Source organism: Chryseobacterium sp. SIMBA_029, from assembly GCF_046535275.1.
In the GTDB taxonomy this organism is placed as follows: domain Bacteria; phylum Bacteroidota; class Bacteroidia; order Flavobacteriales; family Weeksellaceae; genus Chryseobacterium.
In genome coordinates this window covers 238,811-261,629 of record NZ_JAWRXA010000004.1, presented here as the reverse complement: position 1 = coordinate 261,629, position 22,819 = coordinate 238,811, and the positions used below count along the sequence as shown (strand labels likewise).

24 protein-coding genes and 1 tRNA gene are annotated in these 22,819 nt (G+C 36.8%); 7 read left to right on the top strand and 18 right to left on the bottom strand.

The features are described from left to right. Positions 1-563: 563 nt before the first annotated feature. The gene (locus SB679_RS08965) at positions 564-1,307 is read left to right on the top strand and encodes a LytR/AlgR family response regulator transcription factor (RefSeq protein WP_410701906.1); all 744 of its coding nucleotides are present in this window, start codon (positions 564-566) and stop codon (positions 1,305-1,307) included. A 100-nt stretch (positions 1,308-1,407) separates the two neighbouring features. Then, positions 1,408-1,791: a carboxypeptidase-like regulatory domain-containing protein gene (locus SB679_RS08960; protein ID WP_410701905.1), complete on the top strand. Its 384-nt coding sequence runs from the start codon at positions 1,408-1,410 to the stop codon at positions 1,789-1,791. 25 nt (positions 1,792-1,816) lie between these two features. On the opposite strand, the gene SB679_RS08955 is transcribed toward SB679_RS08960, so the two are convergent. Next, positions 1,817-2,026 (bottom strand): DUF6965 family protein, encoded by a 210-nt coding sequence (locus SB679_RS08955; protein ID WP_123984067.1) that lies wholly within the window; start codon positions 2,024-2,026, stop codon positions 1,817-1,819. 28 nt (positions 2,027-2,054) lie between these two features. Here SB679_RS08955 and SB679_RS08950 point away from each other — a divergent pair, with 28 nt between their 5' ends. Next, positions 2,055-2,543, top strand: a complete 489-nt coding sequence (locus SB679_RS08950) for a helix-turn-helix domain-containing protein (protein WP_410701904.1) — start codon at positions 2,055-2,057, stop codon at positions 2,541-2,543. Positions 2,544-2,849: 306 nt separating this feature from the next. On the opposite strand, the gene SB679_RS08945 is transcribed toward SB679_RS08950, so the two are convergent. From SB679_RS08945 to holA, 5 genes are all read right to left on the bottom strand, one after another. Continuing rightward, a complete protein-coding gene (locus SB679_RS08945; protein WP_410701903.1) occupies positions 2,850-4,328 on the bottom strand; it encodes a site-specific integrase in 1,479 nt (492 codons plus the stop codon). Positions 4,329-4,601: 273 nt separating this feature from the next. Continuing rightward, positions 4,602-4,686 (bottom strand) — tRNA-Ser (locus tag SB679_RS08940). A 198-nt stretch (positions 4,687-4,884) separates the two neighbouring features. Then, complete coding sequence (locus SB679_RS08935; protein ID WP_410701902.1) at positions 4,885-5,100, bottom strand: glyceraldehyde-3-phosphate dehydrogenase; 216 nt, start codon at positions 5,098-5,100, stop codon at positions 4,885-4,887. A gap of 294 nt (positions 5,101-5,394) precedes the next feature. Next, on the bottom strand, positions 5,395-6,336 hold the full coding sequence (gene trxB / locus SB679_RS08930; RefSeq protein WP_410701901.1) for a thioredoxin-disulfide reductase: 942 nt from the start codon (positions 6,334-6,336) through the stop codon (positions 5,395-5,397). Between the two features lie 242 nt (positions 6,337-6,578). Next, entirely contained in the window at positions 6,579-7,616 is a 1,038-nt protein-coding gene (gene holA, locus SB679_RS08925) for a DNA polymerase III subunit delta (RefSeq protein ID WP_410701900.1), read from the bottom strand. A gap of 7 nt (positions 7,617-7,623) precedes the next feature. On the opposite strand from holA, the gene SB679_RS08920 reads away from it, so the two are divergent. After that, complete coding sequence (locus tag SB679_RS08920) at positions 7,624-8,055, top strand: type I restriction enzyme HsdR N-terminal domain-containing protein (RefSeq protein ID WP_034709750.1); 432 nt, start codon at positions 7,624-7,626, stop codon at positions 8,053-8,055. A 388-nt stretch (positions 8,056-8,443) separates the two neighbouring features. Continuing rightward, positions 8,444-9,187: a dienelactone hydrolase family protein gene (locus SB679_RS08915; protein ID WP_410701899.1), complete on the top strand. Its 744-nt coding sequence runs from the start codon at positions 8,444-8,446 to the stop codon at positions 9,185-9,187. A gap of 184 nt (positions 9,188-9,371) precedes the next feature. Here the strand turns inward: SB679_RS08915 and SB679_RS08910 are convergent, their stop codons facing one another. From SB679_RS08910 to SB679_RS08895, 4 genes are all read right to left on the bottom strand, one after another. Then, positions 9,372-9,749 (bottom strand): PEGA domain-containing protein, encoded by a 378-nt coding sequence (locus SB679_RS08910; protein WP_410701898.1) that lies wholly within the window; start codon positions 9,747-9,749, stop codon positions 9,372-9,374. A gap of 152 nt (positions 9,750-9,901) precedes the next feature. Continuing rightward, positions 9,902-10,264 (bottom strand): cupin domain-containing protein, encoded by a 363-nt coding sequence (locus tag SB679_RS08905; RefSeq protein WP_034709747.1) that lies wholly within the window; start codon positions 10,262-10,264, stop codon positions 9,902-9,904. Further along, positions 10,251-10,790, bottom strand: coding sequence for a GNAT family N-acetyltransferase (locus SB679_RS08900; RefSeq protein ID WP_410701897.1), 540 nt, complete (start codon positions 10,788-10,790; stop codon positions 10,251-10,253). The genes SB679_RS08905 and SB679_RS08900 overlap by 14 nt, the downstream gene beginning before the upstream one ends. 4 nt (positions 10,791-10,794) lie before the next feature. After that, on the bottom strand, positions 10,795-11,400 hold the full coding sequence (locus SB679_RS08895; RefSeq protein ID WP_034709745.1) for a DUF2911 domain-containing protein: 606 nt from the start codon (positions 11,398-11,400) through the stop codon (positions 10,795-10,797). A 229-nt stretch (positions 11,401-11,629) separates the two neighbouring features. Between SB679_RS08895 and SB679_RS08890 the strand changes: the two genes are divergently transcribed. Continuing rightward, a complete protein-coding gene (locus SB679_RS08890; protein WP_410701896.1) occupies positions 11,630-12,481 on the top strand; it encodes a hypothetical protein in 852 nt (283 codons plus the stop codon). 85 nt (positions 12,482-12,566) lie between these two features. On the opposite strand, the gene SB679_RS08885 is transcribed toward SB679_RS08890, so the two are convergent. From SB679_RS08885 to SB679_RS08850, 8 genes are all read right to left on the bottom strand, one after another. Further along, positions 12,567-13,616 (bottom strand): bifunctional transcriptional activator/DNA repair enzyme AdaA, encoded by a 1,050-nt coding sequence (locus tag SB679_RS08885; RefSeq protein WP_410701895.1) that lies wholly within the window; start codon positions 13,614-13,616, stop codon positions 12,567-12,569. Then, positions 13,613-14,392, bottom strand: a complete 780-nt coding sequence (locus SB679_RS08880) for an isocitrate lyase/phosphoenolpyruvate mutase family protein (protein ID WP_410701894.1) — start codon at positions 14,390-14,392, stop codon at positions 13,613-13,615. The genes SB679_RS08885 and SB679_RS08880 overlap by 4 nt, the downstream gene beginning before the upstream one ends. 66 nt (positions 14,393-14,458) lie before the next feature. Further along, a complete protein-coding gene (locus tag SB679_RS08875; protein ID WP_410701893.1) occupies positions 14,459-14,929 on the bottom strand; it encodes a DUF1203 domain-containing protein in 471 nt (156 codons plus the stop codon). Between the two features lie 91 nt (positions 14,930-15,020). Continuing rightward, complete coding sequence (locus SB679_RS08870; protein ID WP_410701892.1) at positions 15,021-15,881, bottom strand: hypothetical protein; 861 nt, start codon at positions 15,879-15,881, stop codon at positions 15,021-15,023. 1 nt (position 15,882) lies between these two features. Further along, positions 15,883-16,596 (bottom strand): hypothetical protein, encoded by a 714-nt coding sequence (locus SB679_RS08865; RefSeq protein WP_410701891.1) that lies wholly within the window; start codon positions 16,594-16,596, stop codon positions 15,883-15,885. Positions 16,597-16,680: 84 nt separating this feature from the next. Further along, the gene (gene carB, locus SB679_RS08860; protein ID WP_410701890.1) at positions 16,681-19,863 is read right to left on the bottom strand and encodes a carbamoyl-phosphate synthase large subunit; all 3,183 of its coding nucleotides are present in this window, start codon (positions 19,861-19,863) and stop codon (positions 16,681-16,683) included. Positions 19,864-20,056: 193 nt separating this feature from the next. Further along, positions 20,057-21,130, bottom strand: a complete 1,074-nt coding sequence (locus SB679_RS08855; protein ID WP_410701889.1) for a carbamoyl phosphate synthase small subunit — start codon at positions 21,128-21,130, stop codon at positions 20,057-20,059. An 82-nt stretch (positions 21,131-21,212) separates the two neighbouring features. Beyond that, the gene (locus SB679_RS08850; protein ID WP_410701888.1) at positions 21,213-22,103 is read right to left on the bottom strand and encodes an aspartate carbamoyltransferase catalytic subunit; all 891 of its coding nucleotides are present in this window, start codon (positions 22,101-22,103) and stop codon (positions 21,213-21,215) included. Between the two features lie 243 nt (positions 22,104-22,346). Between SB679_RS08850 and SB679_RS08845 the strand changes: the two genes are divergently transcribed. Next, entirely contained in the window at positions 22,347-22,808 is a 462-nt protein-coding gene (locus SB679_RS08845; protein ID WP_034709737.1) for an Lrp/AsnC family transcriptional regulator, read from the top strand. Positions 22,809-22,819 lie beyond the last annotated feature (11 nt).

Genomic DNA, 22,819 nt, shown 5'->3' with positions numbered 1-22,819 from the left:
CATGAAAATTAGTAAGCAAAATGTGATTTAACAGTATATACCAATCTTTAATAAGATTCTTGTTAAGTTCATACGTCTGTTTATTTCATAAAGAGAAATATAACCAAAGTGAGTATTGTTAAACCACCCGTAAATTCAGTAAGCCAAACTCCTGACAACTATGTATGCAACGTAAATCAAAAAATAATGCCTTTAACGGTCAGCACTTAAATATATAAACTGAGTTATCTAAAAAAAAGAACTAATTTATATTCGTGATAATTTAATGATAAAAAGTATCCTTTCATGCTATATCTGTGAATATCTAAATTACTTTTAAAAAACAAAATTAGGTACATACCTCGTAAATAGATAACCACATTTATGTCGACAAAAACAAAAAACTGACGATTAACAAAATCTTCGCTCCTTATTTAATTATTGAAATTTCTAATCAACATATACACTTATTTATAGAAATTATTATATGTTTGTTATTCTATCCCACCCACATCCCACATTTCCAACATTTTAAAATTTATATGCGAATGCAATAATGCCTTCGCATCTGTACTTTAGTAATAATGATAAGATACAAGTGTGTAATCATTGATGATGATGTAAAATCTATAGATTATCTGACTCAATTAATCAGGATGTCGTTTAACCTGGAACTAGTGGCTGCTTTTCAAAACCCCATATTAGCTCTTGAATCACTAAAAAAAAACCAAAGTATTGATTTCTTATTTTTAGATATTGAAATTGGGACGGTATCTGGCTTGGATTTAGTCCCTATCGTCAGGCAGTATACAAAGCATATAATTATCGTAACAGCACACTCAAAGTACGCCATTAATGCCTTTCAAATTAATGCAGATCAGTTTATTCTGAAACCATATAATGAACTTCGATTCTTTACGGTAATTAATCATCTTATTGATGGGTTTTCCGAAGATCAAGCGTCTCAAGTTCCCTCGAAATTGTTTTATTTAAAGGGACCTAACAAAAACACGTTTAGTCAATTTAACGTAGATACAATAATTGCAATAGAAGCTACAAAAAATTATGTGAATGTTTATACCTCCTCTCAGACTATAATCGGTTATCATCCTTTAAAAGAAATGCATGAATCCTTAGTGGGTTTTCCTGATTTTATGAAAATTCATAAGTCATTTATTATAAATACTAAGCACATTCAGTCTGTTGAGGTTGATACAGTAAAAATGACAAACGACCTCATTATTCCTATTGCAGCCAGTCAAATGCAAACATTTAGAAAATTCCTAAGAGAAAGGACTTTCATTGCAAAAAGAAAAGTGGCAGTTTAGCCTAGTACAGGGTTTCTATTAAATTGCAATATGGAACAGATCGCAATGGTAGCCCGAAATATGGTAAAGGAAAGTCCATAAGGCTGTTAAAATAATTTCTATGAAAAAGCAACTAATAATACTTAGTTTTTCAATAATTACAATTTCACTATTAGGCTGTTTAGTACAACAAAATGGTACTTATACGAAAACACAATTAAAAACTAAAAGTGATAAAGTAATAGTCACCGGAACGGTTTATGATACAGATAAAAATAATAGAACATTACCAGGCGCAGCTATAAAATCTACTGATACTACATTTTTAACAAGCACTGATAAGAATGGCAAATATCATATTGAGTTATCGCCTGGTAAGCATATTCTTCGTGCAACCTACATTGGTTATCGACTGAATTCCACTAAGCCAATCAATCTTGTAAAGGGTGATTCTATAATTCTAGATTTTTTCTTAAAAGATGCTAAACAGCATACAACAAATTAATTGATTGGTACTAGTGCATCTTGCATTACATATTAGATTCAATTAAAAGCTTCATCTGCTTCAATCTAATTAGCAATGGCTGATTAATTTTCGTATCAGGATTAGCTTTAAGCGGTGAGAAATGGCTATCGAGAAACTTCTCGTAGTCATTAACCCTCGTAGCATTATTCAGCATTATTGGCATCTCTGGTCGAGGTGCCTTTTCAAACCAAATTTCAAGTTCTGATATCGTCATAGCACGAAGATATAAAAGGATAGGCAATATGTCAGGTTGCGTACAACATCATTATGTAAATATTGAAATTGTAGCGGGATTATTAAATAAATTACACATCACCAGCAAGATCTGCGTATCAAAAAAAGCTAAAAATCTTTTAATTCTTACTGGTCAACTAAGGCCAAACAGCGGCCGTATCGGCCAAAAGCCATCAGAGGGTTCTGTGGGCGATTATATTTACAATCTCGTAAATAATAATCATATGGAAAACATTACACAAAATGATCTGCGCCAATTCAGGATGCTTCTATTAAATGACATAGAAAAACTTATCGACGAAAAAATACAAATTAAGCCGAATGTTCAACCGAACGAATGGCTTAGAAGTAAATCAATACGTGAAATAATGAATGTCTCACCAGCGACGCTGCAAAACATCCGTATCACTGGAAAAATCCGTTTCAGAAAGGTTATGGGTTCCTATTACTACAGTAGAACAGATCTCTTAAAGCTATTTGGGGATGGAAACAAGTAGTGCAGATCGATGGTTAACATTTTTAAAGAAAGCAACAAAAGATGCCAGACTAAATGTTTGGCATCTTTCTCTATTACTCTCTTTAGTTCAGCTTGCATATCTTCAAAAGGAGAACAAAATAATACATGTAAGTAGAAGCAAACTAATTCAACTATCCCACATATACACACTAACTACATATCATAGATATTTTAAACAGCTTCAGGATTTTGGATATATAAAATATATCCCTTCCTACCATCCAGGCTATCGAAGCACTGTAGAGTTTTTAAATATTTAAAAACCTAATTTTTTTTTGAAAGTTAGCTACTTATAGTTTATCTCATTGACGGCCGGTAAAACTTTTCTTATATTCATACGATCTCTCTTAATAGCAACCGGTAAAAAACTTACTTCAGAGGTTTCAGAATAGTTATTCAGAACCTTCACTGCATTATGTAACTTTCCGATCATCTGCTCAAATATTTGGGACTTAACTGTTGAATCACCTTCCTCGAAATCCTTTAATTCACTTCTGAGCTTTGAAAAAAATGCTTTATAATCAACTTCACTATCTTGCGTCTGTCTTTCAAATAGACGCTCACGCAGAGCTGTCATCTCCTTATTTACCAATTCCTGTTCTGTGATAGCATATTCCTCTGTCTGTTTGATTGAATGATGACCCAGCATTTCTTTGACAACATGAAGCGAAACGCCATTATTTAACGTAACAGTACTGGCAAACGTACGTCTGGCTTTATGAGTATTTAGTTTACTATATACACCACATAGTTCGGCAATTTCTGTGAGGTACTCATTCATTTTCTGGTTTGATTTAACCGGAAGTACCGATCCTCGTTTTATACAGACCGGGTGACATTTATATTTTTCCAAAATCTCAATGGCTTTGGGAAGAAGTGGTATATCTGTACTGGACTTTGTTTTTTGCCTTTTACTCATGATCCATAACCTTCCGTCAACTCCCCGTTTAATATCTTGTTTTTTTAATTGAAAAACATCAATGTATGCAAGTCCGGTATAGCATTGGAAAATAAAAGTATCTCGAATGGTATCAAGTCTTTCACTGGCAAAATCCTTATGTTCAATCAAATTCAATTCATCTCTTGTTAATGGATATTTTTTAATTTTAATCTTTTTGCTTTTAAACAGTTTAAAAGGATCTTTAGGAATGATTTCCTTCGCAACAGCTCGTAATACAATTTTCTTGAAATTCGATATATATTTTAATGCAGTATTATGTGCACAGTTTCGTACAGTTTTTAAATAAAACTCATAGTCTGTCGCAAATTCATAATTGAGTTCTCGAAATTCAAGATCTTTCTTTTTATACTTAAAAGCTATGAATTCCTCAACATGAGACCGTGCGGTCACATAACGTGTATGAGTTCCTTTCGCAAACTCTTTCTTTTCTACCAATTTCTCCATTTCATCATTATGGAGCTGAAACTCTTCAAGTACCTTATTTCTAGAAACAGTTTTTCCTTGAACAAAATCAATTATTTCGCTAGCAGTAATGGTTTTCTCGGCAGAAATTAATTGGGTTTTAAATTGGCTTATTTTAGTGGTCAGCGTTTCAAGGAAAGAGTTGATTGTACGCGCGTCTTCTTTAATACCTACCGCACGGCCAGTAACCTGATCCCATCTGCGTTCATCCCACTTTTGCTTAGTTGAAGTTTCTTTCGGGACTCCATCCACCGTAATTCGTAGGTAGATAATTCTAAGCATTGTACCTTTCTTTTTTGGGCTTTTCAAAAAGAAATTTATCCCGTAGCTTTTTTCTAACATAATTCAACATTTTAAAGGTTAATAAATGTAGAACTAAAGGATCTTTAAGTCAAGTCGTAGCCCCCTGCTACATGTTGTTTTACAGCATGTTACATGGTTTTTCGTGGCACTTTTTATCAAAATTTAAAAGTGCCACGATTATGCCACGAACATTATGAGCATTTTTGAAAATTATAGCAATCTCTTGGATAAAAGAAAAGCCTGCAATTTTCAAAAATTGCAGGCTTTATCAGCTTGTTTTACGCTTGAAGAGATTCTTCTTTCGTAATGTTGCGGAGAGAGAGGGATTCGAACCCCCGGACCTGTTACAGTCAATAGTTTTCAAGACTATCGCAATCGACCACTCTGCCATCTCTCCTGAATAACGGTGATACTGTCGTTTTCAGTGGTGCAAATATATAACGTTTTTTATTTCTGGCAAAACATTTCCTGAATAAATTTCAACAAAGCTTAATAATGGACTTAAAATCAGGTGAATTATTTTCAGTAACACTTTAACCTTATATTTCAAAAGTAAATATATTGTCTTAAATGAGTATTTTTTGTTTAGCTCGCTCTACTCTTCCCGGTCTACTATGGCAATGAAACTATTTTTTATAAGATCTGATGGATACACAAACTGATCTCCATTTTCTCCTTTCACTACAATGGCACCCTGTTCATCGTTCAGGCATTTGTCCAGCTGTGCTTTCATTTCATTAAGGCTTCCATCCGGAACATCAACAATATAAGTACCTGTGATGTGTTTGATTTTTATGACTTTTATATTCATATTATTTTTTTAGATTGGGAACTAAATTTAGGGATTTTACTTTAAGTAAGAAGAAAAATATACACTCAAAATAAATACTATTTTTGAATCATAATACTTCCAGGCAATTGATGCGTGATTGCGTTTTTATGTGGTTTATGAGAGCTTTCTTAAATGTTCACTTTTTAAACCACCCCATCAAATCTTTGATTTGCCACCCCTCCGAGGGAGGGGAATGTGACTTTTGTGGTTCATCAATATTTCCATAAAAAAAGTGCACCCGGTGGGTACGCTTTGTATGATACAATTTGAAGATTAATGTAATTCAGCAAGGTATTTCTCTGCATCCATTGCGGCCATACATCCGCTTCCTGCTGCTGTAATCGCCTGTCTGTAGATATGATCCTGAACATCTCCTGCAGCAAAAACTCCTGGAAGGTTGGTTCTTGTGGACCCTTTTTCCGTTGCAATATATCCGTTCTCATCAAGATCTATCTGTCCTGCAAAAATATCAGTATTCGGTTTGTGTCCGATGGCGATAAAGATTCCATGTACATCTACTGTAGATTTTTCCTGAGTCTGATTGTTGATTACCACCGCTCTTTCTACCAGGTTGTTTTCTCCTTCAATACCGATTAATTCATGGTAGAATTTCACTTCAATATTAGGAGTATTATGTACTCTGTGGATCATTGCTTTGGAAGCTCTGAACTCCCCTTTTCTCACCAACATGGTTACTTTATTCACCAGTTTTGCAAGGTAAGTAGCCTCTTCTGCTGCTGTATCTCCGGCACCCACCACTACTACATCTTTTCCTCTGTAGAAAAATCCGTCGCAAGTCGCGCATGCAGAAACTCCGCCGCCATTATATTTTTTCTCATCATCAAGACCTAAATATTTTGCTGTAGCTCCTGTAGAAATAATAACCGATTTTGCAAAAATTTCTTTGTTTCCGGCGTATAATATATGAACTCCTCCTACTTCTTTAGAAAGCTCTACTTTCGTGATCATTTCATAATGCACTTTGGTATCAAACCTTTCTGCCTGCTTCTGCAGATCCATCATCATTTCAGGCCCTGTAATTCCGTTTGGATATCCTGGAAAGTTGTCAACTTCAGTAGTTGTTGTTAACTGTCCGCCTGGTTCTAATCCTGTATATAATTCGGGTTTTAAGTCTGCTCTTGCTGCATAAATTGCCGCTGTGAAACCAGAAGGTCCAGATCCAACGATCACACAATCTAAAATGTTTTGCTCCATAATTTACTTGTTCAAAAGATTGAAATTAACGTCCGCTAATTTCGGAATTTTTAATGTTTTATTAAAGTTATTTTAATGATACTTGTCAATAGTAAGTATGTGGTTTTTCGATAGGGATTGGTTGATTGTTGATGGGTATTAGTTTTTAGTTTTTGGTGTTTAGCTTTTTGGTAAAAATGGAAATAAATTTCCCCAATATTAAAAACCTATCAACTATAACTAACTGTCAACCATCACCCAAACTATACTTTCATCTTAATCTTATCTACATTAATAATCTTGTACACCAGTTCTTTAATCAGTTCGGCTTCGCTCATATTAACGGCTCCAAGACCTTTTCCTTTCATATCGAATTCCCTTAAAATAGAGATCACTCTTGTCGCATGTTTCAGAGGATACAGTCTTGCAGATTCGGCGTAATCTTTAATGAAATAAGGATTAATTCCCATCTGCGAGGCGATCACCTGCTGTGGCTGCCCCATCATGGTCTGATAAATAATCACATTGGAAAAATAGGAATATAAACTTGCCAGCATCATTACAAAAGGATTATTCTTAGGATTTTTACCCATAAAATGAGCAATCTTAAATGCCGCACTGGCATTTTTAGTTCCCAACGCCTTTTGAAGTTCAAAAACATTGTATTCTTTGCTTATTCCGATGTGGTTTTCAATGATCGTTCCGTCTAATATCTGCCCTTCTTTAAGAATGATCTTTAATTTATTCAGTTCATTGGCAATCCTGGAAAGATCATTCCCGAGGTATTCTGCTAAAAGATGGGAAATATTGGGTGCGGTTTTTATTTTTAAAGCCACACATTCATCGGCGATCCATTTGGGAAGATTACTTTCTTTCACAGATTCGCTTAAAAACAGTGCTTTTGCTTTATCTAATGCTTTTGCAGCCTTTTTACGGCTGTCCAGCTTTTTATGTTTGTGGGCAAAAACTAATACCGTAGAGGGTACATGGTTTTCTATATAGGCTTCAAGTGCCTTATTTTCTTCTTCATTCAGCTTCAGATCCTGAGCTTCTTTTACAATTATTAACTGCCTGTCTCCCATCATCGGAAACTGTCTTGCCAGAGAAAGGATCTCCTGATAGGAGGTATCTTTTCCGTACACCACAGTTTGGTTAAAAGCTTTTTCATCTTCCGCCAGTAAGTCGTGTTCAAACGATTTTACGGCAACATCAATAAAGTAAGCTTCTTCTCCGTGTAAAAAATAAATCGGTAAAACTTCTTTATTTTTAATATTTTTGAGGATTAAATCTAATTCTTTCATCTTATTAATGGAACTTCCAACACTGAATTTTCAGGAAACTTTTGATTTTAAATTCAAGAAAGACAAAGATAAGTTTTTTATTTATGATTTAGTTCGTAAAACTTACCTTCTCCTTACCCCCGAAGAATGGGTAAGACAGCACTGGGTGCACTATTATCTCACCGTAAAAGCGTATTCTCCATCAGCCTTAATCACTGAAAAAAAGATTGTTTTAAACGGCCTTACGAAAAGGATTGATCTTCTGGTTACGGAAAAAACCGAACCTATTATTTTAATTGAATGTAAAGCTCCGCATATTAAATTAACGGAGAAAACATTCGAGCAAACGGCAAGGTATAATTCTATTGTTGGAGCTAAGGAAATTATCCTGACGAATGGGTTGCAGCACATTAATGCCTATTATGAAAACGGACAGTATCAGTTTTATAAAAAAGACTAGTCTTTTAACAAGGATTGCTTTAGCATAAAGTTTTTGTGATTTTTTTAACCACAGATTTCTCTGATCTGCACAGATGATTGTGCTTTTAGCTCGCGCAGATTATGCTAATTGAGCAGATTTTCTCTTTGTGGTTTTAATTAGCATAGATGAAAGGTTTGTTGCTTTTTTTGACCACCCCGTCAAATCTTTGATTTGCCACCCCTCCGAGGGAGGGGAATGTGATCCTATAAATTAGAGTTGACTTAACAATTAAATAAAACGACATTCTATAATAGTCTCTGTCTGTTTATTATAACTTATTTTCACTAATTTAGATGAGGATTTTATTAATCTACAAAGATTCTCTTTGTAATGGCATTTACTTAACACCGACAAACAATAACAACTTATGACACGTTCAATCTTATTTACTGCATGTATGATGGCAACAGGAACTTTATTCAGTCAGAACTTTAAAAAGGTTTCTTATCAGGATGGTACTCAAAAGCTGAATGGCCTGGTCACTTCCAATGCCGGGAAAAAACTTCCGGGAGTATTGATACTTCCCGCCTGGAAAGGGATTGATGATGAAGCAAAAGCTGCCGCTGCAGAGCTGGAAAAACAGGGTTATATTGCTTTTGTAGCAGATATTTACGGGGAAGGGAATATTCCGGCGGACAATGCTGCTGCTGGTAAAACCGCGGGTTATTACAAACAGAATTATGAAGCGTATCAAAAACGCATCACACTTGCATTGGATCAGCTTAAGAAAAGCGGAGCAGTCGCCAATAAAATTGCCGTAATCGGATATTGCTTTGGCGGAACCGGCGCACTGGAATCCGCAAGGGGAAGCTTACCTGTTGCTGGCGTTGTTTCCATCCATGGAAGCATCGGCAAGGATCAAACGAGAAAAAACGGTCCTATATCTACTAAAATTCTTGTCGAAAATCCAGCGGATGATCAAGGGGTGACACCGGAAGATTATAATAACCTCATCAAAGAAATGAACGAAGGAAATGCAGACTGGCAAATCATTACGTATGCCCATTCCAAACACACCTTTACGGATCCCAAGTCACCGGATTATAATGAAGTGATGGCAAAAAGAGCGTGGAACCATACGCTGATGTTTTTAAAGGAGATTTTGAAATAACTTATTAATGTAATAATCTAGTAATGTAACAGTATAACAATGTTATACTTTAATAATAAGTAATCTATTGTTTACATAATAAAAAATATGCTTCGGCTTTGCTCTATGTGGTTTTGTGATGCGGTTCCTACCGTTTATTAATTGTTGTACAGAACAGAGCCGAAGCATTTTAATTTAACTATTCTTATTTAGCTTCCAGTTCAACGGCATATGCCTTTGGAGAATATTTTGTAAGAGAACCTGTAGCTGCGTCAATTCCAATACCGATCGCTCCTCCAAAAAGGATATTCAGCAGGGTTACGGCATTAAAGTTTTTCTGTAGTTTTACTTCTTTGCTCGCAAAGCCTTCTTTTTCAAAGGTTACCATCTGCTTACTTAATGATCTTGGTATTTCAGCTGTGCAAGGAGTTGTACATTTTTCGATTCCTTTGTGAATTACTTTAGCCCCGTCCGGAGTTGAAGTAAAGGATATTGAATCTTTTGTTCCCGTAAACATAGATGCGCATGAAGTGGTAGAAAGCGCGATTCCCAATAATAATACAATTGATAAATTGTGTTTCATATATTAATTTTTAGCGCGGCGAACTTACAAAAATAATAAAACAATAAAGTGTTGTTATCGGATAATATTTCACTTATGTTACGAGCATAAAAAAGCCGAAACTCCTATGGTTACGGCCTTTTTACTATTTCGTTTTATTCTAACAGGAAATTCTATTCTTCCTCCCTATTCACAAGATCGATGGAAAAGGCGGGAAGACAAATAGCAATATATTCGCAGGCTTCAGAGAAAGGATTGCTATAGCGCACTCTGGCTCCTTTTTCAACCAGAATGCTTTGTCCTTTTTCTAAAACAACAATTTCACCGTCTATTTCAAACTGCTTTTTACCGGAAACAATAATAGTAAACTCATCAAACTGCGGAGTCTGATGGGGTTCACTCCAATCCGGCGGAGCTACCATATGGGCAATGGAGATATTAGGGTTCTGAGTAGAGTTCCCCCAGTGTTCTTCAATCAGTTTTCCGTCTGTGGTAGGTACTACAAACGGTGATTTTTGAATTTTATATTTTTTCATTGTGCCAGTTTTCTTTTTTTATTTCATACACAAAATTGGTTCTGGTAGGTTCCGCGAAATAGGCAACTTCCTCTTCGGCAATCTTTTCCCCTCCTAATCTTTCTAGGGCAATCTGCGAACGGAAATTTTCTTTTCCGATATGGAAGTGTGCTTTATCTACGAACTGAAAGATATAATCCAGCATCAGCTTCTTAACCTGTGGATTAATGCCCTTTCCCCAGGATTTTGTTCCATAAAAAGTATATCCTATAAAGATGCTGTTTTCCTGTTCATCAAAATTATAGAACCTTGTACTTCCCAAGACTTCTCCTGAAGATTTTTCTATGATTTTGAAAGCGCCTTCACTCTCCATCGCACCTTTGAAAAAGTTTTCAAAAACTTCTCTTTTATAGCGGTCTTTATTGGGATGCTGTTCCCAAACTTTCGGATCGGAAGCAGTTTCATACACAGACTCAAAATCCCCTTGCTGTAAGGGGATTAATTGATATTCCTGATTTTCTAAAATAGGTTGAATCGAAAAATTCATATGCTTAGCTTTTTGCTTTTGCAGCGTCAGATTCTATTTTTTTAATTTCTTTCAGTTTATCTGTAATTTTGATAACAGCATCTGGTTTTGCAGGTTTCAAAGCAACTTCTGCCTGAGCAAAATCCCACTTAATAACCAGATTCCCGGAATTTTCATCTGTAGGGTTTAAGGTTATTTCAAACCACTCCTGCTTGTCTGCCAGTTTATTAACAGGTACGGTAACATCCAGTACATCCTGTTTTGCATCATAGGTATAAGCTCCCCACTGCTGGAAATCTTTATTTAGAATAACCTTCCATTCTTTTTCTGTAGGTACAATAAACAAACCGTATGTTCCGGCAGGAATTATTTTCCCTCCGAAATTCACAGACTGTCCGAATGTAATTTTTGTTGATGAATTGGCACCTGCTCTCCAAACCTGACCGTAAGGAACGAGTTCTCCGAAGATTTTACGTCCTTTAACGCCTGGTCTTCCGTAATCGATTGTGATTTTAGACATTGAAAATTGCTGTTCTACCACCTGACGCGGACTTGCTGCCGGTACGGAATAGTCTTGTGCAAAACTGAAAGCTGAAGCTGATATGCAAAGTGCAAATAGTAACTTTTTCACGTGTAAATTTTTGTTTAAAAGTACGAAATTAAAATAAAATGCTTTCTATCATTGCAATAGATTTTACCTTCTGTACTGTCTATTAAGTTGATGGTTAATGCCTATAAAATTAATTAATACCCAGAAGAATTGTACGTTTTTTCAATTTTTAACCCTGTATCGCTTTTCTGTTCCGAAAATAAAGGGTACTTTTCTCATTCTAAAGTTTTTAACTCCTAACCGTTTTTATATGTTAAAAAAAATAAGTTTATTATGCATTCTGTCCGCAGGGTTTTTCACCATCACAGCGCAGGAAAAAATCCCTTTCCGGATGACCAAACATAATAACATCATTATAAAAACTCTGGTGAATGGTAAGGATTCACTGGATCTGATGTTTCAAATCGCTATGGAAGATGCCTCCATCTCTCCGGAGCGGCAGAGAAAAGCGGATCATATTATCTTTGATAAGGACGATATCAGTAAAAATAACACAGTGAAAATCGGAAAATTAACCAAGAAAAATGTGCTGTTTTATAATAATGAACTGACCGGACATGAAGCTGACGGAAAAATAGGAACAGGACTTTTTGCCGGAAAGGCGTTTAAAATAGATTATGATCATAATGAATTTGTAAGCTATGATCAACTACCTGACCTGAAAGGATATGAGCCGATTCAATTGCTTCTGCAAAACGGACAGCTTTTTATTGCCGGGGATAATGTTATTGACGGAAGGCAGCACGAAGCGTATTTTCTTCTTCAATCGGGTTATTCCGGAGGACTGCTGTACAGTAATCAGTTTTCAGACGAAAAAGATTTGGAGAAAAAACTAAAGGTTACCGGCGAAAAGACTTTACGGAATTCCAGCGGACAAAGTGTGACTACTAAAAACGGTGTTCTTCCTTTTTTCAAATTAGGAAAAATTGTTTTAAAAGATGTAAGTGCCGGATTTTTCACAGGAAACCTGAAAACCCAGCGAGCCAATTATTTTGGAGCTGATGTCATCCGTAGATTTATATGGATCATTGATGCTGACCGGAAAATGGCTTACATTAAACCCAGCCAATATTTTTCAGCCCCCTACTATAAGCTTAATTAAAAATAGGGCTGCTGCAATTATAGCATTGAGATAAGGATTTTTTTAATGCAACTCTTTACCTCTATCTATTGTATACGTTCCATTTCTATTTTAAATCTAAAATAGCACCTTCCAGTTCTAATAATTTCTGTTTCCGCCATATTCCTCCTGCATAGCCTACGAGTTCTCCACTTGACCCGATGACCCGGTGACAGGGAATAATAATGGCAATTTTATTAATCCCGTTTGCGGTTCCTACGGCACGGACGGCTTTGGGATTTCCAAATAATACTGACTGCTGTTTGTAGGTACGGGTTTCTCCAATCGGTATTTCGCTTAATAATTTCCATATTTTCTTTTGAAATTCTGTTCCTGTAGTGTATAACGGAACATCAAACTGAATTCTACCCCCTTCAAAGTATTCTTTCAATTCTTTTTCAAGCTGTACAAAGTGTTTGTTTTCTCCCTGGACGATTTCAGCATTCATTGCTTTAGATAATGAATGAAACTGTTTTTCAATATTTTTCCGGTCTGTGAATTCAAGCAGGCAAATTCCTTCCTCCACGGCACAGGCGAACATGGTTCCTAAAGGGGTTTCAATTCGTTTAAGATCAATAATGTTCTGTTTTTGAGTGTTTTTTGGAGAAATTCCTAATATTCCTTTAAAACGTTCATTAAAACCGCTTAAGCTTTCGTATCCTGAATCTAAGGCCACCTCAATAATACTTTCTCCGTTTTTAATTTTCTTAAATGCTTTATTGATCCTGAATTCTCTTTGGAAAGCCTGAAAAGTCATGCCATGATTTTTCAGAAACCAGCGGCGGACGGTTACGGGCTCAATATTTCTTTCCACCAAATCTGAATCTTTGATTTTTAAGGATGCATCCTGCTGCAATTCATCCAATAATTCCTGAATGTAAGCCGGAGTTTCATTCAATTTATCTAAAGGTTTGCATATTTTACAGGCTCTATAGCCTTTTTCTATCGCTTTTTCGGGATCGAAAAAGAATTCTACATTTTCTTTTTTCGGTTTTCTGGCTGTACAAGTCGGCCGGCAGAATATACCCGTTGTTTTTACGGCCATCCAATAGCTGCCTTCAAATGAGGAATCTTTGTCTAAAGATGCCTGATACATCCTGTCTTCTGTCAATTTCATAATGATATAAAAATTGGTGAGAAATTTTGTTCGGCACTGATTTTCAGGACAGCAGCCTCCAACTGATCATAAATATACCCATTTAAAAAGTTACCGGAAGAGATTCTTTTTACGCCCAATTCCTGAAGGGTTTTAAAATCAGGAAGATCAGGCATACACATCACACTAAACGGAAGTTGTGCAGCATGAATAACGTGTTTAATATCCTGTACTTCTGTAATGCATGGAACAAAAATTCCGTCCGCTCCCACTTCCTCAATGATTTTCATCCGCTGAAGGGTTTCTTCCACTGCATTTTCTACGCCTAACAAAAATGGATCTATCCTTACATTGACGAAGATTTCAATATTCTGTTCTTTAAGTTTCTCAATAATGGTATTTAATTTTTCAAAAAAATCCTCTGCACTTAATAATCTTCTGGTTCCGTCAATGATGACACTATCTTCAATGTTGACGCCTACAACACCAGCCTTCGCCAGTCTGGAAATGTTTAAAACAATCTCCTCAGCAGTTTTCCCATAGCCTCCTTCCAGATCAACGGATAATGGAATGGATACCGACTTCAGGATTCTTTCCACGATGTAGAAATATTCTTCAAAGCTCATATTTTCTCCGTCTTCATAGCCCAGGCTAAATGCTACAGCCGAGCTTGAAGTCGCTATTGCCTTGTAGCCTGATTTTTCATAGACCTTAGCACTCTGAACATTCCAAACGTTTCCTATCAATAAGGGTTCATTCTGCTCATGCAGTTCTTTGAATTTCTGAATTGCTGTCATTTTTAATTTTTTATCAAAAGTAATAGGGATGCTGTTTTTATGCAACCGAAAAATGGACAAGTATTTTTATATTCTTTTTACGACACAGTTAAAACATCCCGGTTTCGCATTGTGAAGATGGATGTATTCAATTTCCGGATTTTCCAGCATTTGTGAAAGTTTTTCCTTTAACAATTTTCCTTCGGAAACATCCGCAGCAATCATCATTGCCTCTTTATTGTAACCACGAATTGAAAGTAATCTGTGATGGAACATGATCGGAATTTCGTTGATTTCATATGTTTTGGTTACTTGATTTGCCCTTACAAAAACAGGTCCGTTTGCCCGGTATGGAGAATTCACATTATGAAAATCATAGTTGAAAAGATAAACCGTTTCACCGATCGCAGCATCTTCCAAAGTAATCCTGCAAGGAAATCCCGGGAATTTATCTGCTTTTATTTTCTTAATATTATGCTCTGAAAGTTCAGTTTCTGATACATTATTCAAATAGTTAAAATTCGAATGATGCAATGCTTCCAATTTAAAATTATTCATTTTCTTTTTTTACAAATTTAAATTGCCTGCATTCATGATTACAACCGAAAAGTGGACATGTATTTTTTAAGAATTTTATATGAGTTGTACTTTATTTTTTATGCTTAATCACATAATTGAATTTCAGCACTTTTTTATGCCAAAGTGTTAACGTTTGTTCTGCTGAAATACATTCACCCGCTGTATTTATAATTAATTTATCCCGGAAAGATCTAATAAATTGGGACCAATATTCACCTTTAGAGTCTTTTAACAGAAAGTAAAATCCGGCATCTCCAAATTTATTTCCTGATGAATCTAATATCAGTTCCCCATTTTCTCCAACACCAGGATTCATAATAACGGTTGCATTTCCATTGGGTAAAGGGAAAACTGCTTTTATACAGGTTTTCCCTGACGGAAGCGTACAAACTCCATATATTCCTGAATAGACAACTTTACGGCTTGATTTAATGGATCTAAACCAAAAGGTGTACTTTACTTCATTCGAAACAGGATCAATAAGTGTGATGATTTCACTGTTTAAAGATTCACCGTCTTTACTATTTTCCGTTGGAATATTTAACTGATTGATTCTTATACTGAATAATTTGTTTACCAATACTCCGAAAAGTTTAAAATAGGGATTCCATTGTATGGAGAAGTTTAAATCATAATCAGCTGTATTTTCATAAAATAATCTGACTTGTTCAGATAGGTTTGAGAATTCAATTTCTGATAAATTAAGTTTTTTCATCGATGGAATTAAGCCTCGTGATGGAGTTTCCCTGTCAATAATGAGGTTTTCCTGATGAGCGAAATTTCTGATAAAATCATCGCCATTTGACTCTAAATTTCCAAAAGGACCCACTAACCAGGGGAAATCATGAGCATTAATTTTCCTGCCTCTCAGGATGACCCATTGCTGGGTAAACCAATCCTGAAATTTCTGCATCGGATACGCAAGTGCCATCTTAATTGTTATTGGTAAGATTGGGTATAAAATTCTTTTGTCCTTTCCATTCTCCAAATTCAGAAATCGGTTGGAAACGCAGGGTGGTAAATTCAAAATGAAAATCTTTTCTTTTTCTTTCTTTCATCGCATTAACGTGTTTTTTAGATTGAGGACCTGTACTATGCCCATGTACCATATCTGTCATTTCCTTTTGCGATTTCCAAATGGAAAATGTGGAGACGGTACGGGGAAATCTAATGGAAGCTAAAGATAAGGTTGTTCCCGGATGATCCCGAACCTGTTTTTCTACAGGTCTTCCCCAACGAATAAATCTTGGAATTTCGGGAAGTTTCATTCTCGCAATGGTAACTGCAACCACAGGAGCTTCCGGTGATTCTAGTTCGGACATTTCAGTTGGAATCTTAAATCCCGTTATGCTTCCCCACTGTCTTAGAAAAGCTAATTTGGTATACCATCCTTTGGCTAATATTCTACCCAACTTGTTTTCGGACATAAAATGGTCAATTACTGCTTCGTTTTCCCATTGCGCAAATACTGCAATTTCTCTTACGAGCATCCGCGATGGTGAAAAAACAGGAGAACCCAGCGTCATTGCAGTCATATATTCTGCATGAATCAAACCTTTAACATTCTGAGGTATGGGCGGGAATACAATAGCCTTAAGGGCTGACCAATAAGATGTTCTTACAAGATGATAAGTGAATATACTCATGTTCAAATGTATCTAATTAATTTCCAAAATAAAAATCCCCGTAAATTTCTTTACAGGGATTAAGATATATATTTTCTTTCGAAATTACATTGCATTCATTTTAAAGGTCATGCTTTCGATTACCTTTAAAATTGCTTCTACAGTGTCCATAGAAGTCAGACAAGGCACTCCGTTTTCAACACTCATTCTTCTGATCTGGAATCCGTCTCTTTCGGACTGCTTTCCTTTCGTCATGGTATTGACTACATACTGCACTTTTCCTTTTTGGATCAGGTCGATAAGATTAACATCGTCTTCTCCTATTTTATATCCTATTTTACAAGGAATTCCTTTTTCTGCAAAGAACTTAGCGGTTCCTTCAGTAGCCCAGATTCTGAACCCTACTTCATGGAATCTTGCAGCCAGATCTGCTGCTTCCTGCTTATGTTTGTCTGCAACAGTGAACAGAATGGATCCGTGCATCGGAACTTTTCTTCCTGCCGCGATTAATCCTTTGTAAAGCGCTTTTTCAAGTGTTGTATCTTTCCCCATTACTTCTCCTGTAGACTTCATTTCAGGCCCTAGCGAGATATCTACCTTCGTTAGTTTAGAGAATGAGAATACCGGAACTTTTACAAAGACTCCTTCTTTATTAGGAACCAATCCGTTTTTGTAGCCTAAATCTTTCAGTTTCTGTCCTAAGATGGCTTTTGTTGCCAGGTTAGCCATCGGCACATCCGTGATTTTAGAAAGGAAAGGAACCGTTCTTGATGAACGTGGGTTTACTTCGATCACGAATACATTTCCATCAAGTAACACATACTGGATGTTCATTAATCCGATTACATTCAATCCTTTGGCCAGTCTTTGAGTATAATCTACCAAAGTGTCAATTTCTGCCTGGGATACATTTTGTGGCGGATACACAGCAATTGAATCTCCGGAGTGAACTCCTGCTCTTTCGATATGTTCCATAATTCCCGGAATAATCACCGTTTCACCATCGCAGATGGCATCAACCTCTACTTCTTTTCCGGTAATATAACGGTCGATCAGGATTGGATGTTCAGAGTTTTCCTGTACCGCATTGTTCATGTAATACGTAAGTTCCTTGTCATCGTACACAATTTCCATGGCTCTTCCTCCCAACACATAGCTTGGACGAACCAATACCGGGAAGCCAATTTCGTTGGCAATCACTAACGCTTCATCTTTAGTGAAACAGGTTTTTCCTAACGGCTGAGGAATTCCCATTTCCTGAAGTGCTTTTTCAAATTTATCTCTGTTTTCAGCTCTGTCAAGATCTTCCAGGGTAGTTCCCAGGATTTTCACTCCATAACTTGCCAATTTATCTGCTAAGTTAATCGCGGTCTGTCCTCCAAACTGTACCACTACTCCTTTTGGTTTTTCAAGATCAATGATGTTCATTACATCTTCTTCCGTAAGCGGCTCGAAGTATAATTTATCCGAGATCGAGAAGTCTGTAGAAACCGTCTCCGGGTTATTGTTGATGATAATTGCTTCGTAACCCATCTCTTTGATCGCCCAAACTGAATGGACCGTTGCGTAATCAAATTCAACTCCCTGACCGATTCTGATAGGTCCTGAACCCAAAACAATGATCTTTTCTTTATCGGTAACAACACTTTCGTTTTCTTCTTCGTAGGTTCCGTAGAAATAAGGGGTTTCACTTTCAAATTCCGCTGCACAGGTATCTACCATTTTGAAAACCGGCAGTACTTTGTGTTCCTGTCTGAAATTATACACATCACGTTGAGAAACTTCCCAAAGATGAGCGATATTCAAATCGGCAAAACCTAGTTTTTTAGCTTTAATTAAAGTCTCTAAGTCGAATTTGTTATCAGCAATTACTTTTTCGAAATCGATGAGTTTTTTCATTTTCCAGATGAAGAATTTATCGATTTTGCTCCATTCTACGATCTGCTCCCAGTCGTATCCTCTTCTTAACGCATCTCCGATGATGAATAATCTTTCATCATCACATACTCTGATTCTTCTTTCGATTTCTTCATCCGTTAGAGCGTCAGCCTGCTTTTTCTTTAATCCTAAATGTCTGATTCCGGTTTCCAGAGAACGGATTGCTTTCTGAAGAGATTCTTCAAAGTTTCTTCCGATTGCCATTACTTCTCCAGTTGCTTTCATCTGCGTTGAAAGTCTTCTGTCCGCAGTTTCGAATTTATCGAAAGGGAATCTCGGGAATTTAGTTACGACATAATCCAACGCCGGCTCAAAACAAGCGTACGTTTTACCGGTCACCGGGTTCATGATTTCATCCAGCGTTAATCCTACTGCAATCTTAGCCGCAATCTTAGCAATCGGGTATCCTGTTGCTTTACTTGCCAGGGCTGAAGAACGGGAAACTCTTGGATTCACTTCGATGATGTAGTAATCAAATGAGTGAGGATCCAGGGCCAACTGCACGTTACATCCGCCTTCAATTCCTAATGCTCTGATGATTTTCAGGGAAGCATTTCTCAGTAACTGGTATTCTCTGTCCGAAAGCGTCTGTGAAGGCGCTACCACAATAGAATCTCCTGTATGGACTCCTACCGGATCTATATTTTCCATGTTACAAACCACAATCGCATTGTCGTTTGCATCACGCATTACTTCATATTCTATTTCTTTGAAACCTGCGATGGATCTTTCAATAAGACACTGGGTAACCGGGCTGTATTTAAGACCCAATTCAGAAATCTCTTTCAATTCAGCTTCAGTGGAAGCAATTCCACCTCCTGTTCCTCCCATGGTAAATGCAGGGCGAACAATCACCGGATATCCGATTTCTTCAGCGAAACGCAATGCACCCTCTACGGTATTTACAATATCAGATTCAGGCACCGGTTCGTTCAGCTCTCTCATCAGCTCACGGAAAAGATCTCTGTCTTCCGCTCTGTTGATGGCTGAAAGTGTAGTTCCCAGTACTTCTACTTTACATTCTTCAAGAATCCCTGAGTTTTGTAATTCTACCGCCATATTCAGTCCGGTCTGACCTCCCAATGTAGGAAGTAATGCGTCAGGACGTTCTTTTCTGATGATGTGGCTTACAAACTGAAGTGAAATCGGCTCGATATATACTTTATCAGCGATTTCAACATCCGTCATAATCGTTGCAGGGTTTGAGTTGATCAAAATAACCTTGTAGCCTTCTTCTCTTAAAGACAAACAAGCCTGCGTTCCTGCGTAATCGAATTCTGCTGCCTGACCGATGATGATTGGTCCGGAACCGATTACTAAAATTGTTTTTATATCTGTACGTTTTGCCATTTTTCTTTTGTTAGATACCAGATGTTAGATTTCAGACTTCCAGTATTGTATTTTTTACTTTTTACTTGACTTATTTTTTCATCCTTTGTCATTCCGAGGTACGAGGAATCTGGTTTTTAATTCAAAAGATTCTTCACTGTGCTTTCGCTTCGTTCTGAATGACAGATTCACTGTCTATTTATTGATGTCTCTCTTATTTCTTAAAATCTTCCATCAATGTAATGAACTCATCAAACAAGTAGTTTGCATCTTCAGGGCCGGGGCTTGCTTCCGGGTGGTACTGAACAGAGAAACAAGGATGGATCTTGTGTTTTAATCCTTCGTTTGTTCTGTCATTCAATGCGATGTGTGTTTCTACAAGGTCTGTTCCTTTAAGACTTTCCTGGTCTACTGCATATCCATGGTTTTGGGAAGTGATGGAAACCGTGTTTTTTGCTAAATCTAAAACCGGGTGGTTTCCGCCTCTGTGTCCGAACTTTAATTTGAACGTTTTTGCGCCGCATGCCAGACCTATCAGCTGATGTCCTAAACAGATTCCGAAAATTGGAACTTTGCCTAATAATCCACGGATCATTTCCAACGCCTGCTGGTTATCTTCAGGGTCACCAGGACCGTTTGAAAGCATAATTCCATCCGGATCCATTAATAGGATCTCTTCTGCTGTTGTATCGTGTGATACGACAATGATATCGCAGTTTCTGTGAGACAGCTCTCTGATGATTCCCAATTTGGAACCGAAATCTACCAATACCACTTTGAAACCTCTTCCCGGGTTGGCGTACGGTGTTTTTGTAGAAACCATTTCCACCTGGTTGGTTGGGAAAGTTGTTCCTTTTAATTCTTCAATAACAGCATTTTGATCAGCATCATCATTTACGATCTTTCCTTTTACAACTCCGGAGTTACGAAGAATCCTTGTCAGTCTTCTTGTGTCAATTCCTGAAATCCCTGAAAGATTTTTCTTTTTGAATAATTCGTCTAAAGTAATCTGCGTACGGAAGTTGGAAGGCAGGTCACAAAGTTCTTTTACGATAAGACCTTTAATAGCCGGTTCAATACTTTCGTAGTCATCACGGTTGATTCCGTAGTTTCCGATCAGTGGATAGGTCATACAAACGATCTGCCCGCAGTAAGACGGATCGGAGATCAGCTCCTGATATCCTGTCATCCCGGTATTAAAAACCACTTCACCAGCAGTATCCAACTCTGTTCCGAAACCTTCTCCGTGAAAAACCTCTCCGGATTCTAATATTAATTTCTTTTTCATTTTTACTTTTTTTGTACAATGTCATTGGTAAGATGTACTCTGTATTCTTACTTTTTACATTGTACATTATACTTTTTACAATCTATTTAAATTTAAATCCTTTTTCTTCCAACGCTTCTTTAAGAATGGCCATTCTTGCGAAAACTCCGTTCTGCATCTGCTTAAAGATCCTTGAACGTTCACACTCTACAAGATCTGTATCAATCTCCACGCCTCTGTTGATGGGCGCCGGATGCATGATGATCGCTTCTTTTTTCATCAGCTGTTCTCGTTCTTTCGTCAATCCATATTTTCTATGGTATTCTGAAGCGGAGAAACTCATTTGTGCATCGTGTCTTTCGTGCTGTATTCTCAGCAGCATTAATACATCCACATCTTTGATCATTTCATCTACGGAAAGATAGGTTCCATTAATTAGTGCCCCTTCATCAAACCATTGTTCAGGTCCTGAGAAATACACTTTAGCACCCAGTCTTCTTAGTGCTTCTGCATTGGAGTTGGCCACACGGCTGTGTTTTACATCTCCCACAATCCCTACTTTCAATCCTTCAAATTTTCCAAACTCCTGGTAGATCGTGAGCAGATCCAGCATGCATTGTGATGGGTGGTTTCCCGTTCCGTCTCCCCCGTTGATCACCGGAATGCTGATATTTTTTAATTCTTCAAAATACCGGTCTTTTTTATCTCTGATTACGACCAGGTTTACGCCTACGCTCTCCACTGTTTTTACAGTATCATACAAACTCTCGCCTTTGTTTACAGAACTGTGGGAAGCATCGAAAGGAACGACCTGCAATCCTAATTTTCTTTCAGCAATATCAAAGCTTGTTTTTGTTCTTGTACTGTCTTCAAAGAAGAGATTTGAACAAAAAACTTCTCCTTCAATTTTAGCAGTTTTTCCTTCAGCAAAAGCCTTGGCTTCTGTCAGTATACTGTTGATTCTCTCGGTACTTAGTTCTGTAATCGTAAACATAATATCTTAATTTTTTTACATAAAAAAAGCGAAGACAAAAATCTTCGCTTAATAACAATAAATATCGTAAAGGGCGCTTTCGCCCGGTAAATCTAATGATATAAATACTTTTTTATTCATTAGGTGCAAAGATATAACATTTTCCCGATATGACAAAACTAAAGTTCCAAAAAAATTAAAAACCTTCAATCACACACTATTCTCATTTTTTCTTAATATTTTTGTTATCTATCAAACTAATGTATGGACGCTAAAGACAAAATGATTCTCAGTATTATTCAGGAAGACTCTACTTATTCTGTAAAAGAAATCTCAGAAAAGATTGGTCTTACTTTTACCCCAACATATGAACGTATTAAACAGCTGGAAAAACAGGGAATCATTGAAAAATATGTAGGTCTTTTAAACCGCGAAAAATTAGGTCTTAACATTGTGGTGTATTGCAATGTCCGTCTCAAAGAACAGTCTCAAAAAGTACTTGAAACTTTTGAAAAAAACATTGAAAAACATGATGAAGTTCAGGAAATCATCAGCCTTTCAGGCGAATATGATTATATGCTGAAAATCATTGCGAAAGACATTAATTCTTATAATGATTTTGCGGTTAACGTTATTTCAAATATCCCTAATATCGGGCAATATCACAGCTCTATTGTTCTGCATGAGGTGAAAAAATCCACCAAATTTAAAATTGATCTGGACTAATTTTCAGTAGT